The sequence below is a fragment of the Cellulomonas fimi ATCC 484 genome, assembly GCF_000212695.1.
GTDB lineage: Bacteria > Actinomycetota > Actinomycetes > Actinomycetales > Cellulomonadaceae > Cellulomonas > Cellulomonas fimi.
This window is the reverse complement of sequence record NC_015514.1, coordinates 3,623,568-3,640,695: the sequence shown is the minus strand read 5'-3', so window position 1 is coordinate 3,640,695 and position 17,128 is coordinate 3,623,568. Positions and strand designations below refer to the sequence as shown.

Sequence of the window (17,128 nt, the reverse complement as noted above, 5' to 3'; positions counted from 1 at the left end):
CGACAGTCCGGGCGTCCGGCGCAGGCGGCCGGCGGGTCAGACGCGGGCGACCAGGTCCGCGACCGAGTCGAGGATCTCGTTCGGCCGGAACGGGAAGCGCTCGACGTCCTCCCGCCGGGTCGACCCCGACAGGACCAGGAAGGTTCGCAGGCCCGCCTCGATGCCCGCGACGACGTCGGTGTCCATCCGGTCGCCGACCATGACGGTCGTCTCCGAGTGGGCGTCGATCCGGTTGAGCGCGGAACGGATCATCATCGGGTTGGGCTTGCCGACGAAGTACGGCTGGCGGCCGGTCGCGGCCGAGATCATCGCGGCGACGGCCCCCGTGGCGGGCAGGTCACCCTCCGCGGACGGGCCCGTGACGTCGGGGTTGGTCGCGATGAACCGCGCACCGCCTTGGATGAGGCGGATCGCCTGCGTGATCGCCTCGAACGAGTAGGTGCGCGTCTCGCCGAGGACCACGAAGTCCGGCGAGCTCGACGTCAGCGTGTAGCCGGCCTCGTACAGCGCGGTCGTGAGCCCCGCCTCGCCGATCGTGTACGCGGACCCGCCGGGCATCTGGTCGGTGAGGAACTGCGCGGTCGCGAGGGCCGACGTCCAGATCGCACGTTCCGGGATGTCGATCCCGCTCGCGCGCAGGCGGGCGGCGAGGTCCCGCGGCGTGAAGATCGAGTTGTTGGTCAGGACGAGGAACGGCCGGTCGCCGTCCCGCAGCGCGGTGACGAACTCCGCGGCACCCGGCAGCGCCGTGCCCTCGTGGACGAGCACGCCGTCCATGTCGGAGAGCCAGGAGCGGATCTCCCGCGTCACTCGCCGAAGGCCTTGCGCTCGACGGCCTCGCGCTCGTGCGGCTCGTCGTAGCGGGTGTCGCGACCCTCGGCGTCGAGCGGCGCGGCCGCCTTCGCCCGCCGCGCCCGCCACATCTCGACCATGATCGGGATGACGGACACGAGGACGATGAGGACGAGCAGCGGCTCGATGTTGTTCTTGACGAACGTGATGTTGCCCAGCAGGTAGCCGAGCATCGTCACCCCGACGCCCCACAGCAGCGCTCCGACGGCGTTGTAGGAGACGAACGTGCGGTAGCGCATGTTGCCGACGCCCGCGGCGACGGGGGCGTACGTGCGGACGATGGGCACGAAGCGCGCGACGATGATCGTCCGGCCGCCGTACTTGTCGAAGTACGCGTACGTCTGGTCGATGTACGACTTCTTGAAGAACCGCGAGTCCGGCTTGTTGAACACGCGCGGACCGAGGCGCCGGCCGATGAAGAACGCCGTCTGGTCGCCGAGGAACGCCGCGAGGAACAGCAGCAGGCACAGCACCCAGATGTTGATGTGCACGGGGAACGAGTCCTGCGCGACGAGCGCGCCCGCGGTGAACAGCAGCGAGTCGCCCGGCAGGATCGGGAACAGCAGGCCCGTCTCGACGAAGATGACGGCGACGATGCCGATGACGACGGCGGTCCCGAACGAGGAGATCATGTGGTCCGGGTCGAGGAAGTCCGGCCCGAGGGCGGACACGGGGCCTGCGGCGTGCAGGGCGGCCCCGAGGGTCGTCGTCAGCATGGCCTCCAGCGTACGGGGCGTCCTGTGCCCGGGCCGCGGGTCCCTGTGTGGGAAGCGTGTGGACCTGGACGTGCGCGCGTCGCGACAATGGGCGCCCACCGGCGATCGAGAAGGGGTCGGCGATGCGGTCCACCGTGAAGGACGTCGCCACACGTGCGGGCGTGTCCCCGAAGACGGTGTCCAACGTCATCAACGGCACCGCGTTCGTCCGCCCCGACACCCGCGCGCGCGTCGAGCAGGCGCTCGCCGACCTCGACTACGTGCCCAACCTCGGCGCGCGCGGGCTGCGCAACGGGCGCTACGGGCTCATCGCGCTCGCGCTGCCGGACCTGTCGACGGCGTACTCCGCGGAGCTCGCGCACCACTTCGTCGAGGAGGGGCACGCGCGCGGCTGGAGCGTGCAGATCGAGGAGACGGCCGCGGAGCCGCGGCGGGAGAAGGCGCTGCTGTCCCGCGCGCGGTCGCACCTCGTCGACGGGCTCGTCCTGAACCCGGTGTCGCTCGCCGACTCGGTCGTCGACGAGCACGTCGCGCGCGGCCCGCTGCCGCCGACGGTGCTCATCGGGGAGGTCGAGCAGGACCGGACGGACCAGGTGGGCGTGGACTCCGTCGCGGGGGCCCGCGACATGACGGCGCACCTGCTCGCGACGGGCCGCCGCCGCATCGCCGTGGTCGGGTCCCCGGGGCTCCCGGAGACGGCCGCCGCGCGGCAGCGGACCGAGGGCTACCGGCTGGCGCTCGCCGACGCCGGGGTGCCGCACGACCCCGCCCTGGAGCTGCCGACCGCGCGGTGGACCGCCGACGAGGCGCGCGACGCGGTCCGGGCGTTCCTCGACCGGCAGCCTCCGCCCGACGCGTTCTTCTGCTTCACCGACTCGATGGCGCTCGCCGTGGTGCACGTGCTGTGGGAGCGCGGGCTGCGTGTCCCCGACGACGTGGCCGTCGCAGGCTTCGACGACGTGGAGCCCGGCCGCTACGCCGTCCCGCCCCTCACGACCGTGTCGTTCGACCTGCGGGCCTTCGCGGCGACGGCCCTCGACCTGCTGCAGCACCGCATCGACGACCCGGGTCGGCCGCCGCGACGGGTCACCGCGCCGCACCACGTCGTCGCGCGCGCGAGCACCGCCCGCCCCGCCTGACGTCCCCTCCCCGGCGCGGGCCGCGCCGCACCCAGGCGTGGGCCCGGCGCACCCGGGTCCGCTGACGGCCGCACCCGTCCTGGTCCGACGCCGGCCGGGCGGTGCGCGCGGCGACCGACCGTGGACACGTCGCACGGGGCAGGCCCGGCGGCACCCGTCGGCGCGACGCCGTCGGGTCTCGCGAAGGAGGAGCGACATGGTCAGGTCGACGGTCGTCGCGCTCGCGGCGACGGTGGTGGTCGCGGGCGGTCTCGGGGTCGCGCAGGCGGTGCCCGCCGCGGCGGCGCAGGACGGCGGGCACACGCCCGTGACGCTGTGCCACGCCGCGGGCGGGTCCGGCACGTTCACGCTCGTGACGGTGGACGCCGAGAGCGTCCTGCAGGAGGGGCACTCGAGCCACCCCGGCGACATCGTCCCGGCGTTCGAGCACGCGGCGGGTACGTTCCCCGGGCAAGGGCTCGACGCGCTGTTCGGCGACGCGCAGGTGACGGGTGCGCAGGTGCTGGCCAACGGGTGCGTGGTCCCCGCGGTCGTCGAGCCGTCGGGCCCCGTCGAGCCGACGCCCGAGCCTGCGCCGGTGGAGCCGGCGCCCGAGCCGGTGCCGGGCGAGCCGACCGACCCCGCACCCGTCGAGCCGACGCCGACGGACCCGGCCGCGACCGCCCCCCTGGTGCCGGAGCCGGCCGAGGAGGGCTGGACCGCGCAGGTGCTCGCAAGCCCGGGTGAGCAGGGCGCGACGCTCGCCGAGACGGGCACGCCCGCCGCGGGCCTGGTCGCCCTCGCCGCCGGGACGCTCGCCGCCGGTGCGGGAGCCCTCGCGCTGCGGCGCCGCCTGTCCCACGGGTGAGCGTCGTCAGCCCTGCACGGCGCGGGCGACGTCCGCACGGTCGGCGACGCCGAGCTTGTGCAGGACGCGGTTGAGGTGGTTCTCGACGGTCTTCACGGAGATCGTGAGGCGTTCGGCGATCTCGGGGTTGCTGAGCCCGTCGCCGACGAGCCGGGCGACCTCGTGCTCGCGTGCCGTGAGCGCGGCGGCGGCGTGCAGGGACGGGAGCAGCCGCCCCGGGTCGAGGCCCCGGGCGACGAGCTCGGCCCCGACGGTGTCGAGGAGTGCGGTCGCGGCGTGCGGGTCGCCGTCGGCCCGGAACAGGCGGACGGCGTGCGCGACGGCCCGGCACGCGAGCCAGACCTGCCCCTCGCGCAGCAGCGCGTCGCCGACGCGTACCGACACGGCCGGGTCGGGGTCGGCCTGCGCGTCGAGCACGCGCAGCACCGCACCCACGAGGCCGCCGGACACGTCGGCGGCGGCCTGGCGCACGGTCGCGATCCGGGTCGGGTCCGGGTCGGCGAGCACCACGGCGCCGGCGAGGACGACCCCGGCGACGAGGTGGCCGCTCGTGAGGGCGACGGCCGCGCGCTCCCACGCGTCGTCCACGTCGCCCGCACCCGGGGTCGTGTCGTCCCACGGTGTCGTCAGAGGGCCCACGAGGCCGGGGCCTGTCGACGCCGCCGCGGCGAGCTCGCGGTACGACGCGGACGTGCGGTCGTGCCCCTCGTCGCGCGCGAGGGCGCCGGCCATCGAGGACAGGGCCGAGGTGTAGTGCCGCTGCCGGGTCGACACCATCGAGGCGGCGAGCACGGAGCCGAGCAGCGCCCGGAGCTCGGCGAGGCGGCCGAGCAGGAGCAGCGCGCTCGCGGCGACGTAGGCGTGCCCGGGGATCGCGTCGGCGTCGAGCTGCGCGCGTGCCGCGTCGAGGTGGCGCAGCGCCCAGGCGAGCGCGTCCTGCGAGGCGCCGTCGGCGAGCAGCGCGATCCCCGTGAGCACGGCCGCGTCGCGGCCGAGGTCGTCGTCGACGACGGGCGTGGCCTCGAGCAGGTCGAGCGCCTCGCGGGGCCGTCCGTGCGCGATCCGGACGGCCGCACCCGCGACGGCGACGGCGGCCGCGCACACGGGCGGGGCGCCCGCGGGCACGTCCCGGTCGTCGTGCGGGGCGGGCACGACCGCGAGGAGCACCTCGAGCAGGTCCTGGGTCGCGGTGAGCAGCGGTGCCCAGGCCCCGACCTCGGCGGCGCGCGCCTGCAGGAGCGTCCGGGCCGCGGGGAGGTCGTCGAGGGCGAGCGCGAGGACCTGCGCCTCCCAGCGCGTGAGCTCGGCCGTCTCGGCCGGGTCGGGCGACGGCACGGCGCGGGCGAGCACGTCGCGCATCCGGGTGCGGTCGGCACCGCTCACGAGCAGCGCGCGCAGGTACGCGGCGGTGGTCCGCGGGTTCGGTTCCTGCGCCCAGGCGGCCCGGCTGAGCACGGCCTGCCGGTGCGCCTCGTCGAACAGGACCCGGTCGAGCACGGTCTCGGAGCGGGGCTCGGTGAGATCGACGGGGTGCGCCGTCTCCGCCTCGACGCCGCTCGCCGCCTGCGGCCACGGGTCGCCGACCATGCCGGCGTGGTCGTCCTGCGGCCGGGCGCTGGTCGGCAGCGTGGCGAGGACGCGGGCGCCGCGGACGGTGAGCGGTCCGCGGCGGTGCTGCTCGGCGAGCGCAGGCGGGAAGACGCCGACGAGGGCCCCGCCGTCGGTGCCGACGGTCCGCAGGAGCCCGCAGTCGTCGAGCTCCTCCAGCGCGTCCCACGTCGCGATCTCGGCGGCCTGCTCGACGGGCAGCGGGCCGGCCACCGACAGCGCCAGCAGCGCGCGCTCGGCCGCGGGGCCGAGGTCGGCGACGAGCGCGTGCAGCGTGCGGGACAGCGCGCGCTGCGTGAGGTCGGGCACGCCGCTCCACAACCCGTCGGCCTGCCGCAGGATGCCGGCGTGCCGGGACGTGCGCGCGATCGCGACGGCGACCCCCGGCAGGCCGCCGGACGCGTAGGTGATGCGGGCGACCAGCTCGGGCGTGACCGCGCCGCCGAGGGTGCGTGCGACGAGCGCGGTCACGTCGACGACGTCGAGCAGCGGGACGTCGAGCCGCACGCCGGGCCGCACCTCGGAGGGCAGCGCGTACGGGCTGCGCAGGCGTTGCGGCCGGGGGCGCGTGGTGCTCAGCACGGGGAACGGGCGGCGGGCGTGCGCCGCGGTGAGGGCGCCCGCCGACGCCTGGTCGAGGTCGTCGGCGTCGTCGATCGCGACGACGGTGCGACCGTCGCGCGTGGCGCGGGCCACGGCGTCGGCGGCCGCCGCGACCGCGGAGGGCCCGCGCGGCTCGGGCCGGTGGGCGAGGCCTGCGAGAGCGAGCGCCTCGAGCGGACGGTCGGCGAGGGTCGTGATGCCCTGGACCCGGACGGCCTCCCAGCCGCGCTCGGTGAGGGCGCCGAGCGTCTCGGCGAGGATCGTGCTGCGTCCGGAGCCCTTGAGGCCGACGAGGTCCACGCTCATGCCTGCGACGAGGTAGTCGACCACGTCGTCGCGTAGGCCCGTCCGGAAGAACCGTGCCGGCATGGCCCCACCCTAGGGCGGCCGGTCGCCGCGATCACCGCCCGATTTCCGGCGCGGCGTCCCTCTTGCCGACCCGTTTCAACGATGTAATGCTCACGTCGGGCCTGGCCCCGGCGGCTCGCGGAGGCTCCGCACCTCCCGGCCGTCGGCGTCGAGGCCGACGTCCCGTGTCTCACGAAGGAGTGACGGCATGACCGACCGACACGCGCCGCCCGGCGGCGCCCGTCCCGCACCGACCGCCCTCGAACGCGCAGGCTTCGTCGTCCCCCGGCACGCCGCGCCACCCGGTCCCGGCGTCACCCGCCGGCAGATGCTCCTCGGCTCGCTCGCCGCGCTCGGCGGGGTCGCCGCCGTCGGCGCGCTCGGCGGGTGCGCCGCGCCTGGCGCTGTGAGCGGGGCCCGCGAGCTCGCGTTCTGGCACCTGCTCAGCGGCGGCGACGGCATCAACATGGCCGGCCTCGTCGAGGACGTGAACGCCCTCGGCCACGGCTACGAGGCCACCCAGACCGTCCTCGCGTGGGGCGCGCCGTACTACACCAAGCTCGCCATGGCGAGCGTCGGCGGGCGCTCGCCCGACACCGCGATCATGCACGCGTCGCGCATCGCCGGGTACGCGCCCGGCGGGCTGCTCGACCCGTGGGACCTCGACCTGCTCGCCGAGTTCGAGGTCACCGAGGACGACTTCCTGCCGCGCGTGTGGGAGAAGGGCGGGCTCGAGGGGACGCAGTACTCGATCGCGCTCGACTCGCACCCGTTCGTGATGTTCTACAACACCGACGTCGCGGAGCAGGCCGGTGCGCTCGGACCCGACGGGCTCCTCGCGCCGATCGAGAACGCCGAGCAGTTCCTCGAGGTCGCGCGCGCCATGCAGGCCGTCACCGGCAAGCACGGCCTGTCCTACGGCTACCTCGGCGACGGCGCCCAGATGTGGCGGCTGTTCTACACGCTCTACAAGCAGCACGACGCGGTCTTCGACCTGTCCGGCGAGACGGCCGAGGTCGACGAGGACGCCGCCGTCGCGTCGCTCGCGTACATCCAGACGCTGCTCGACGGCACGATCTGCGCGCCCGACGGCGACTACGGCACGGCCGTCGCGGAGTTCATGTCGGGGGAGTCCGGCATGTTCTTCACGGGCGTCTGGGAGCTGCCCACGGCGAAGAACGCGGGCATCCCGTTCGACGCCATGCCGATCCCCACCCTGTTCGGCACGCCCGCCGCGTACGCCGACTCGCACGCGTTCACGCTGCCGCACCAGTCGAACCCCGACCCGGAGCAGCGGCGTGCGACCTACCAGTTCGTCGCCGACCTGCTGCACGGCTCGCTCGACTGGGCCGTCGCGGGCCACATCCCCGCGTTCCAGCCCGTCGTCGAGAGCACCGAGTACCAGGAGCTCGTCCCGCAGGCGCACTACGCACCGGCCGCCGAGATCCTCAACTACGACCCCGAGGCATGGTTCACGGGGTCCGGCAGCGACTTCCAGAGCTATTTCCTCGAGACGGTCCAGAACGTCTACCTGCGCGGTGCGGACCCCGCCGAGGGCTTCGGCGCGTTCGTCCGACGGATCAACGTCCAGCTGTCCAAGCCCAACCCGGTCTGACGCCGTCCGGCCACCCCCGCCCGATCGACGAAGGAGTCCGATCGTGTCCTCTGCCGCAGTCGACGTCGGCCGCGACCGCACCCGGTCCCGCGACGCGTCGTCCCCCACCACCCGCACCCAACGCTCGCGCGACACCCGCATCGGCTGGCTGTTCGTCGCACCGTTCGTCGTCGTGTTCGCGATGTTCCTGCTCTGGCCGCTGCTGCACGGCCTCTGGCTGTCGTTCACCGGCGAGTCCATCACCGGCGCCGGCGGCGCCTTCCTCGGGTTCGACAACTACGCCGAGGCGCTGCGGGACCCGATCATGTGGCGCTCGATGCTCAACACCCTGTGGTTCACGATCCTGTCGACGGTGCCGCTCGTGCTGGTCGCGCTCGTGATGGCCCTGCTCGTGTTCCAGGGGCTGCCCGGCCAGTGGCTGTGGCGGCTGTCGTTCTTCATGCCGTTCCTGCTCGCGTCCACCGTCGCGGCGCAGTTCTGGATCTGGATGTACAACCCGCAGCTCGGCCTCGTGAACTACATGCTCGGCGCCCTCGGCGTCGAGGGACAGGCCTGGTTGCAGGACACGCGGTGGGCCATGCTCGCGGTCGTCGTCCAGACGCTGTGGTGGACCGTCGGCTTCAACTTCCTGCTGTACCTGACGGCGCTGCAGAACATCCCCGAGCAGCAGTACGAGGCGTCGGCGCTCGACGGCGCCGGCCGATGGCGGCAGCTCTGGTCGATCACGATCCCGCAGCTCGGCCCGACCACGGCCCTCATCGTGATCCTGCAGATCCTGGCGTCGCTCAAGGTCTTCGACCAGATCTACATCATGACCCAGGGCGGTCCGGGCGGCGTGACCCGGCCCGTCGTCCAGTACATCTTCGAGGCCGGCTTCACCGGGTACCGGTTCGGCTACGCGTCGTCGATCGCGTACATCTTCTTCGCGGTCATCATCATCGTGTCGCTCGCGCAGGTCCCGTTCACCTTCCGCAGGAGCGCCCGATGACCACCACCGTCACCCCGCAGCCGAACGCCGAAGCCGCCGGAGCCGTCGTCGTCGGCGGTCGTCGCCGTCGCCCGCAAGGCCGGCTCGCGCACGCCGCCGGCCTCCGCGTCGGCGAGCACTTCGCCTCCCCGGGCCGGATCCTCGCGATCCTCGCGCTCGTCGCCCTCGCCGTGTTCTGGCTCCTGCCGTTCCTGTGGGCCGTGTTCACGTCGTTCAAGTCCGAGACCGCCGCGGCGGCCACGCCCGTGTCCTGGCTCCCGTCCGACGGCTTCACGGCCGACGCGTACACGACCGTGCTCCGCGAGGGGAACATCCCCCTCTGGACGTGGAACAGCCTGCTCACGTCCGTCACGATCACCGCCGTCACGCTCGCCGTGTCGTCGCTCGCCGCCTACGCGCTCGCCCGGATCGACTTCCGTGGCCGCAAGTGGCTGTTCTGGCTCATCATCGCGTCGATCATCGTGCCGCCGCCGGTGCTGATCGTCCCGCTGTTCTACGAGATGCTCACGCTCAACCTCGTCGACACGTACGGGGCGATCATCCTGCCGCAGCTCGTGCACCCCGCCATGGTGTTCGTGCTCAAGAAGTTCTTCGAGCAGGTGCCCGTGGAGCTCGAGGACGCCGCCCGGATCGACGGAGCCGGACGCCTGCGTGTGTTCTGGTCCGTGGTGCTGCCGCTGTCGCGGCCGATCCTCGCGGCCGTCTCGATCATCGTGTTCATCGGCGCGTGGAACAACTTCCTGTGGCCGTTCATCATCACGAGCGACGCCTCCCTCATGACCCTGCCGGTCGGGCTGCAGACCGTGAAGAGCGCGTACGGCCTGCAGTACGCCCAGACGATGGCGTCGGCCGTGCTCGCGGCGCTCCCGCTGATCGTCGTCTTCCTGTTCTTCCAGCGGCAGATCATCAAGGGCTTCTCGACCACCGGCTTCGGCGGCCAGTGACGCCCGCCCGCGAGGGCCGGCCCGACGCGACCGGCCCTCGCGGGGCCCCGCACCGCACGCACGACCCCGAGGAGACCCATGACCCAGGCACGACTCGTCCTCGACCGCGACTTCACCGTGGGGGAGGTGCCCCGCCGCATCTTCGGCTCGTTCGTCGAGCACATGGGCAGGTGCGTCTACACCGGCATCTACGAGCCCGGGCACCCCGCCGCCGACGAGCGCGGGTTCCGCACCGACGTGCTCGACCTCGTCCGCGAGATGGGCGTGACCGTCGTGCGCTACCCGGGCGGCAACTTCGTGTCCGGGTACCGGTGGGAGGACGGCGTCGGTCCCGTCGACCAGCGCCCCCGGCGGCTCGACGGCGCGTGGCACACCGTCGAGACCAACGCGTTCGGGCTGCACGAGTTCGTCGACTGGGCGCGCGTCGCCGGCGTCGAGGTCATGGAGGCCGTCAACCTCGGCACGCGCGGCGTCGAGGAGGCGCGGCAGCTCGTCGAGTACGCCAACCACCCGGGCGGCACGGCGCTGTCCGACCTGCGCCGCGCGAACGGGCACGCCGAGCCGTTCGACATCCGCCTGTGGTGCCTCGGCAACGAGATGGACGGTCCCTGGCAGATGGGCGCCAAGACCCCCGACGAGTACGGGCGGCTCGCGCAGGAGGCCGCCAAGGCCATGAAGCTCGTCGACCCGACCATCGAGCTCGTCGCGTGCGGCTCGTCGAACTCCGGCATGCCGACCTTCGGCACGTGGGAGCAGACCGTGCTGGGGCACGCCTACGAGTACGTCGACTACGTCTCCCTGCACGCCTACTACCAGGAGCACGACGGCGACCACGCGTCCTTCCTCGCGTCCGCCGTCGACATGGACCACTTCATCGAGTCCGTCGTCGCGACCGCCGACGCCGTGCGCGCCGCCGGCAAGCACCGCAAGCGCCTCCACCTGTCGTTCGACGAGTGGAACGTCTGGTACGCCACCGGCAAGGACACCCCCGACCAGCCGCACGTCATCGAGCGCGAGGGCGTGTGGCGCGAGCACCCGCGGATCATCGAGGACGAGTACGACGTGACCGACGCGGTCGTCGTCGGCACCTTCCTCAACTCGCTCCTGCGGCACGGCGACCGCGTCACCGTCGCCAACCAGGCGCAGCTCGTCAACGTCATCGCGCCCATCCGCTCCGAGCCCGGCGGGCCCGCGTGGCGGCAGTCGATCTTCTGGCCGTTCGCGCGCATGGCCGCGCTCGCCCGCGGGCAGATCCTGCGGGTCGCGGCGACGTCCGACCGGTACGACGCGGGGAAGTTCGGCGACACCGACCTCGTCGACGCCTCCGCCACGTGGGACGAGGAGAACGGCCGCGTGGCGCTGTTCCTCGCCCACCGCGGTCTCGACGACGCCGCCGACGTCACCGTCGACCTGCGCGGCTGGACGGGTGGGCGCGTGACCCGCGCCGAGGTCCTGACCGTCCCCGAGGGCGGCGACCGGTCCACCGCGAGCACGCAGGACCACCCCGACGCGGTCGGACTGACGCCGCTCGACGGCGTGGCGGTCGACGGCTCCACGGTCACCGTCCGCCTGCCCGCGCTCGCGTGGGCCGTCGTCGAGCTCGAGGTGACGCGCGCCTGACCCACCCCAGCCCCCACCCTTCGCCGGCGAGTTCGTCGGTCCGAGGCGAGTTCGTCGGTCCGAGCTGACGAACTCGCCTGGTACTGACGAGCTCGGCGGACGAGCCCGGCGGACGAGCCCGGCGGAGGGCGCGTCGTGCCGTCCGGGCGGGGGCGGGCGGCATGATCGGGGCATGGCGGAGCGGACGGTCGTGGTGGTCGGGGGGACAGGGCTCGCGGGGCGGGCCGTCGTCGAGGAGGCGCTGCGGCGCGGGCACCGCGTGCGGGCCGTGTCGCGGCACGTCCCGCCGGCCGCGCGGCAGGTGCTCGGCGCCGAGTACGTGGCCGCCGACGCGGTCGCCGGCGACGCACCCGCGCGGCTGGGCGCCGCGTTCGCGGGGGCCGACGTCGTGGTCGACACCGTCAACGGCGAGACGCCCGCTGCCGCGAAGGTCCTCACCGCGGGGGCGGCGTCGATCGCGCTCGCGGCCCGGGACGCGGGCGTCGGCCTGGCCGTCGTGCTGTCGATCGTCAACGTCGACCGCGGCGGGGCCGTCGGCTACTACCGCACGAAGGTCGCGCAGGAGCGCGTCTACCAGGCGGGTGCCGTGCCGACGACGCTGCTGCGCGCCGCGCAGTTCCACGACTTCTTCGACCGGTTCTTCGGCCGCCCGACGCTCGGCGGCGCGCTCAGCCGCCTCGGCACCGTCCCGTACCTGCGGGGCGCTCGGCTCCAGCCGATCGACGTCACCGACGTGGCACGGGCCGTCGTCGACGCGTGCGCCGCCCCCGACGCGCCGCTCGACGGACCGGTGCGCGACGAGGGCGAGCCCGGTCGGCGGACCGTCACCGTCGCGGGTCCGGAGGAGCTCGACGGCCGCGACCTCGCGCGTCGCTGGGCCGCGGCGCACGGCAGCCGCCGAGTGCCGCTCGGCCTGCCCGTCCCCGGCTACGGCGCCTTCTTCGCCTCGGGCGACGCGACCGCACCCGACGCCCGCTACGGACGCGTCACGTACGACGAGTGGCTTGCCCGGACGGCCCGCGCATGACCGGCGACGGCGGCCGGACGGTCACGCTGCGCGACGCCCGCCCCGACGACGCCCCTCGGCTGGCGGAGATCTGGTCGACCGGGTGGCTCGACGCGCACGACGGCCGCGTCCCCGACGCGCTCGCGGCGCACCGCACCCCGCAGTCGTTCGTCGAGCGTGCGCCGGGGGTGGTCCGGCACACCCGGGTCGCCGAGGTGGCCGGGACCGTCGTGGGCTTCGCCGCGACCGTCGACGACCACGTCGACCAGCTCTACGTCGACGCGAGCGCGCGCGGGACCGGCGTGGCGGCGGCGCTGCTGGCGGACGCCGCCCGGGTCGCCGCCGAGGCGGGTCACGTGCAGCCGTGGCTCGCGGTCGTGCCGGGCAACGAGCGCGCGCGCCGCTTCTACGAGCGTCAGGGCTGGTCCGACGAGGGTCCGTTCGACCTCCGCGTCGACGTCGCACCGGGCGTCGGTGTCGACGTGCCGTGCCGGCGCTACCGCCTCGCGGGTCCGGGGCCGTCGGCGGCGGACGGGTGACGCCCGCCGACAGCCCCTCGGACCCCGCCGACGGCACCCCGGTCCCCGACCCCGGCACCCCGCTCCCCGACGACGGCGCCCCTGTCCCGGAGGTCGGTGTCGGGCCGTGGCCCGGCGGGCCGGGCGCGTGGCCGCGCGACGCCGACGGCGGGCTCGACCCCCGGTACGACCCGGAGCTGCTCGCGCACGGCGACCGTCGCAACGTGGTGGACCGGTACCGGTACTGGACGGTCGAGGCGGTCGTCGCCGACCTCGACACGCGCCGGCACACGTTCCACGTCGCGATCGAGAACTGGCAGCACGACCTCAACATCGGCTCGGTCGTGCGCACCGCCAACGCGTTCCTCGCGGCGGAGGTGCACGTCGTCGGCCGCCGGCGCTGGAACCGGCGCGGCGCGATGGTCACCGACCGCTACCAGCACCTGCGGCACCACCCGACCGTCGACGACCTGCTCGCGTGGGCGTCGACCGCGGGCCCGGACGGGGGAGCGCTGCCCGTGCTGGGGATCGACAACCTGCCGGGCTCGGTCCCGCTCGAGGGCTACCCGCTGCCGCGCGCGTGCGTCCTGCTGCTCGGCCAGGAGTCGGTCGGCCTGTCGGACGCGGCCCGCGCGGCGGCCGTGGACGTGCTGCACATCGCGCAGTTCGGCTCGACGCGGTCGATCAACGCGGGGGCCGCGGCGGCGATCGCGATGCACGCGTGGGTCGCGCAGCACGCGGGTCCCCCGCCCGGCTGATCGCAGATCGGGCGATTCGCCCGATCTGGGGACGGGGGACCCGGGCAACCGCGCGGTGTCGCTAGTCTCCGCGGGTGACGATCGGTGGGAACCCGGAGGACGTGCGTGCGCGGGCACGCCGCGTGCGGTCCATGGCGGCTGACCTGGAGCGGACGGCGGACGCGGTCCGCTCCGGTGCGGGCATCGAGTGGGTCGGCGTCGCCGCCGACCGGTACCGGGACCGCCTCGCGGACCACACCCGGCAGGTGGACGAGGCGCGCGAGGAGCTGCTCGGCACGGCCGCGGCGCTCGACCACCTCGCCGACACCCTCGAGGAGCGGCAGGCCGCGATCCGGCGTGCGATGCAGCTCGTCGACGACGCGGTCGACGACGCGCGGCGCACGGTGACCCGGCTCGCGGGGGACGCCCTCGACGACGCCGAGCGGGCCGCCAAGCGGGCCGCGCAGGAGGTCCTCGACCGTGCCCGCTCGCTGCCCCTGCCCGGCGCCCCGGAGTGGACGAGCATCGCCAAGACGATCGGAGACCTGTGGTGACCGCCGCGCTGCACCCGCTGGACGGTGCGCTCCGCGCGCGCCTCGACGAGCAGGACTGGGCGGCGGCCCGCCATGACGTCGAGGGGCTCCCGGCGTGGGCGCAGGTCCTGCCGACGACGCGTGAGGGCGAGCCGGTGGACCTGGCGCTCGCGGCTGACGCGGAGGTCGACGCGGAGGTCCGCGCGGCCGTGACCCTGGGCGCGTCGGCGCTGGTCGAGGTCGAGGTCGCCGCCGCGGGTACCGAGCGCGCCGTGCTCGCGGTCGCGTGGACGGACGGGCAGGCGTGCGCGTCGCTCGTGCGCGGCGTCGACGTCACGCCCGGCGCGGGTGCGCAGGGCGCGGTGCTGCGTCCCGGCGTCGAGGTGAGCGCGTTCGGCGTGGACGCGCTGCTCGACGAGGTCCTGCGCCTCCTCCCGGACGCGCCGGTGCTGGTCGAGGCCGCCGAGGCGGTGGTCCCCGAGGAGCTGACCGTCGCGCTCGCGCAGGCGATCCGCACGGGCGACCGGTCGACGGTCGACGCGCTGTGCGCCGCGCTCGGCGTGCCCGAGCCGCCCCCGGTCGTCGACGCCGCCGTGCGCGGCCTGTCGGGAACCCTCACCCTGAGCGCGCGCAGCCGGGGCCGTGACGACGTGAGCGTCGGCACGTGGCTGCGCTGCGACGCGGGCTGGGTCGAGCTCGCGCGCACGGCCGACGGGATGATCCGGCACACGCCGCGTTCGCGCGACGACATCGCGCGCGTCCTGCTGTCCGACCTGACGGGCCGGCTGTCGGCGGCGCTGCGCGCTGCGGGCGACGGCGGCCCGCTCGACGGCGGCCCGGTTGCCGAGGGCCCCACGGGTGGTGCCGGCGGCCACGGTCCGGCGGGTGCGGCGGGTGCGACGGGTGCAGCAGGTGCGGCGGCCGAGCGTGAGGAGGGGGACGCGTGAGCATCGAGGTGCACGGCGGCGCGGGCGGCATGGGCGCCCGCATGCAGGACCTGCGGTCCGAGGCGGGGCTGCTCGACGGACTGGGCGACGAGGTGCGCCGCTGGTCCGGCGCGGTCGCCGGTACCGCGATCGACGGCGACGTGCTCGAGGCGGCCGTGCTGTGCCCGCTCGAGGTCGCGGCCGTCGAGGGCAAGGTCACGGCCGCGACCGTCGGGCCGAACGGGCTGCTCGTCGTGAGCACCGCGTTCGAGACGACGGCCGTCGTGCTGCGCGCGTCCGCGACGACGTACGAGTTCGTCGACCAGGCCAACGAGCGGCTCATGGAGGCACTGAGCAACGCGGCGGGGTTCGCGGTCGGCCTGGCGCTCCCGGGGCTCGTGCTCGGTGGCGGGCTGCTCGCGCTCGGCGGCGGTCTCACGCTGCTCGCGACGCCCGGTGGCCCGCTCCTCGTCGCCGCGCTCGTCCGGAACCGCGACCAGCTCGGCGCGCTCGGCATGCAGGCGCTGCACGACAACCCCTGGCTGTTCGAGGGTCTGACGCGCATGGCGCCCGGCCTCATCCAGGGCGGCACCGTGAGCATCGGCACCCTGCTGGGCGGACCCGTGGGCGGACTCCTGCTGCCGTTCGCCCTCTCGGGCGGGAAGTGGCCGACGGGCGACTACGAGGACGCGGTCGCGGGCCTCATCAACGCGGGAGGCCAGTTCGGGCTGTTCGACGACGCGGGCAAGGCCGGCACGGTCGGCGAGGTCGAGATCCCGGAGACGGCCCGCTTCCAGGACCCGGTCACGGGCGAGTGGATCGAGGTCCCGTACGACGCGGACCTGCACGCGCCGGACTCGGTCGAGGACATCTTCCTGGAGCAGTACGACCTCTACCGCGACGCGGACCCCGACAACACGGGCCAGGTCCAGATCGTCACGCGCACGCACCCCGACGGGACCGTGACGCACGTCGTGCAGATCCCGGGCACCGAGGAGTGGGCGCCGCAGCGTGGTGACAACCCGTTCGACCTCACCTCGAACGTCCACCTCATGGCGGGGCACGACACGTTGGTCGCCCAGCAGGTCCAGGCCGCGATGAGGGCGGCGGGGATCGGCCCGGGAGAGCCGGTCATGCTCACCGGGCACAGCCAGGGCGGCATCATCGCCGCGTCGCTCGCCGCCGACCCGGACTTCCGCGCCCAGTACGACGTGCAGAGCGTCGTCACCGGCGGCTCGCCGATCGCCCGGTTCGACATCCCACCGTCCGTGCAGGTCCTCGCCCTGGAGCACGACCAGGACGTCGTGCCGATGCTCGACGGCCGCGAGAACGTCGACCGCCCGAACGTCGTCACGATCGAGCGGGACGTCGACGCGAGCGAGCTCACGGTGGGCACCCCGTACACCGGCGGCCGGCAGGACCAGCTGAGCCCCGGTCCGGCCGACGCGCACGACAACCGGCTCTACGCCGAGACGGGTGCGCTCGTCGACTCCTCGACGGACCCCGGCGTGCAGGCGTGGCGGGCCGACCAGGAGCAGTTCTTCTCGGGCGACGCCGAGGTGACGCGGTGGGACGTGACGCGCCCGTGACGCCCCGCCGTCGTCTCGGCCGGTTCGTGGCCACCGTGTCGGCCGTCGTGCTGCTGGCGAGCTGCGCGCTGGGGTCCTCGTCCGGCGCGGTCGACGACGAGACGCTGTTCCAGCAGATCGAGGACCTCGACGGGGTGGCGTCCACCGAGGACCTGAGGTTCGTCTCCGACATGACCCGTGGCCAGCGCTACGCGGGCGAGATCGTGCTGGACGACTCGCTCACCGAGGACGAGGCGGCGTGCGTGTCCCGCCAGCTCTACGAGCTCTTCTGGCAGGGCCGGCGGGCCTCGGACTCGAGCGTCGTGGTCGTCCACGGTGACACGCGCGGCACGATGGTTGCCGCCTCGGGCCTCGAGGACCTCTACGGCCCGCGTCCGACCGAGCCACGCGCGTCGGCCACGATCAGCCCGTGCTCGGAGACGGACCCGGGGTGACGGGACGACGCGTGGTGCCCCGACCGACGTCGGCGCCCTGACGGCGGGGACGCTGGGGGCCCGGTCGCTGCACTAGCGCGCGGGGACGGGTGTCCGTGGGCAGGA

Annotated in this window: 16 protein-coding genes; 13 read left to right on the top strand and 3 right to left on the bottom strand. The window is 74.6% G+C overall.

Annotation, left to right across the window (positions count from 1 at the left end):
- Window positions 1-36 precede the first annotated feature (36 nt).
- On the bottom strand, window positions 37-810 hold the full coding sequence (locus CELF_RS16445) for an HAD-IIA family hydrolase (protein ID WP_013772395.1): 774 nt from the start codon (window positions 808-810) through the stop codon (window positions 37-39).
- Complete coding sequence (locus tag CELF_RS16440) at window positions 807-1,568, bottom strand: VTT domain-containing protein (protein WP_013772394.1); 762 nt, start codon at window positions 1,566-1,568, stop codon at window positions 807-809. The genes CELF_RS16445 and CELF_RS16440 overlap by 4 nt, the downstream gene beginning before the upstream one ends.
- A gap of 122 nt (window positions 1,569-1,690) precedes the next feature.
- Between CELF_RS16440 and CELF_RS16435 the strand changes: the two genes are divergently transcribed.
- Both CELF_RS16435 and CELF_RS16430 read left to right on the top strand, forming a co-directional pair.
- Complete coding sequence (locus CELF_RS16435; protein ID WP_013772393.1) at window positions 1,691-2,707, top strand: LacI family DNA-binding transcriptional regulator; 1,017 nt, start codon at window positions 1,691-1,693, stop codon at window positions 2,705-2,707.
- A 196-nt stretch (window positions 2,708-2,903) separates the two neighbouring features.
- Complete coding sequence (locus CELF_RS16430) at window positions 2,904-3,554, top strand: hypothetical protein (RefSeq protein ID WP_013772392.1); 651 nt, start codon at window positions 2,904-2,906, stop codon at window positions 3,552-3,554.
- 6 nt (window positions 3,555-3,560) lie between these two features.
- Here the strand turns inward: CELF_RS16430 and CELF_RS16425 are convergent, their stop codons facing one another.
- The gene (locus tag CELF_RS16425) at window positions 3,561-6,134 is read right to left on the bottom strand and encodes a helix-turn-helix domain-containing protein (RefSeq protein WP_013772391.1); all 2,574 of its coding nucleotides are present in this window, start codon (window positions 6,132-6,134) and stop codon (window positions 3,561-3,563) included.
- A 187-nt stretch (window positions 6,135-6,321) separates the two neighbouring features.
- Between CELF_RS16425 and CELF_RS16420 the strand changes: the two genes are divergently transcribed.
- The 11 genes from CELF_RS16420 to CELF_RS16370 all read left to right on the top strand — a co-directional run bounded on the left by CELF_RS16420 (window position 6,322) and on the right by CELF_RS16370 (window position 17,023).
- Window positions 6,322-7,728: an extracellular solute-binding protein gene (locus tag CELF_RS16420; RefSeq protein ID WP_013772390.1), complete on the top strand. Its 1,407-nt coding sequence runs from the start codon at window positions 6,322-6,324 to the stop codon at window positions 7,726-7,728.
- Between the two features lie 43 nt (window positions 7,729-7,771).
- Window positions 7,772-8,716: a carbohydrate ABC transporter permease gene (locus tag CELF_RS16415; RefSeq protein ID WP_013772389.1), complete on the top strand. Its 945-nt coding sequence runs from the start codon at window positions 7,772-7,774 to the stop codon at window positions 8,714-8,716.
- Window positions 8,713-9,660 (top strand): carbohydrate ABC transporter permease, encoded by a 948-nt coding sequence (locus CELF_RS16410; RefSeq protein WP_013772388.1) that lies wholly within the window; start codon window positions 8,713-8,715, stop codon window positions 9,658-9,660. The genes CELF_RS16415 and CELF_RS16410 overlap by 4 nt, the downstream gene beginning before the upstream one ends.
- 78 nt (window positions 9,661-9,738) lie before the next feature.
- Complete coding sequence (gene arfA / locus CELF_RS16405) at window positions 9,739-11,280, top strand: arabinosylfuranosidase ArfA (protein WP_013772387.1); 1,542 nt, start codon at window positions 9,739-9,741, stop codon at window positions 11,278-11,280.
- A gap of 172 nt (window positions 11,281-11,452) precedes the next feature.
- Window positions 11,453-12,307, top strand: a complete 855-nt coding sequence (locus CELF_RS16400; protein WP_013772386.1) for an SDR family oxidoreductase — start codon at window positions 11,453-11,455, stop codon at window positions 12,305-12,307.
- The gene (locus CELF_RS16395) at window positions 12,304-12,825 is read left to right on the top strand and encodes a GNAT family N-acetyltransferase (RefSeq protein WP_013772385.1); all 522 of its coding nucleotides are present in this window, start codon (window positions 12,304-12,306) and stop codon (window positions 12,823-12,825) included. The genes CELF_RS16400 and CELF_RS16395 overlap by 4 nt, the downstream gene beginning before the upstream one ends.
- Window positions 12,822-13,562 (top strand): TrmH family RNA methyltransferase, encoded by a 741-nt coding sequence (locus tag CELF_RS16390; protein WP_013772384.1) that lies wholly within the window; start codon window positions 12,822-12,824, stop codon window positions 13,560-13,562. Before CELF_RS16395 ends, CELF_RS16390 begins: the two co-directional genes overlap by 4 nt.
- Window positions 13,563-13,636: 74 nt before the next feature.
- On the top strand, window positions 13,637-14,095 hold the full coding sequence (locus tag CELF_RS16385; RefSeq protein WP_126297867.1) for a putative T7SS-secreted protein: 459 nt from the start codon (window positions 13,637-13,639) through the stop codon (window positions 14,093-14,095).
- Entirely contained in the window at window positions 14,092-15,021 is a 930-nt protein-coding gene (locus tag CELF_RS16380) for a hypothetical protein (protein WP_013772382.1), read from the top strand. The genes CELF_RS16385 and CELF_RS16380 overlap by 4 nt, the downstream gene beginning before the upstream one ends.
- Entirely contained in the window at window positions 15,018-16,589 is a 1,572-nt protein-coding gene (locus CELF_RS19710) for an alpha/beta hydrolase family protein (RefSeq protein ID WP_013772381.1), read from the top strand. The genes CELF_RS16380 and CELF_RS19710 overlap by 4 nt, the downstream gene beginning before the upstream one ends.
- Entirely contained in the window at window positions 16,568-17,023 is a 456-nt protein-coding gene (locus CELF_RS16370; protein ID WP_013772380.1) for a hypothetical protein, read from the top strand. Before CELF_RS19710 ends, CELF_RS16370 begins: the two co-directional genes overlap by 22 nt.
- The last annotated feature ends 105 nt before the right edge of the window (window positions 17,024-17,128 follow it).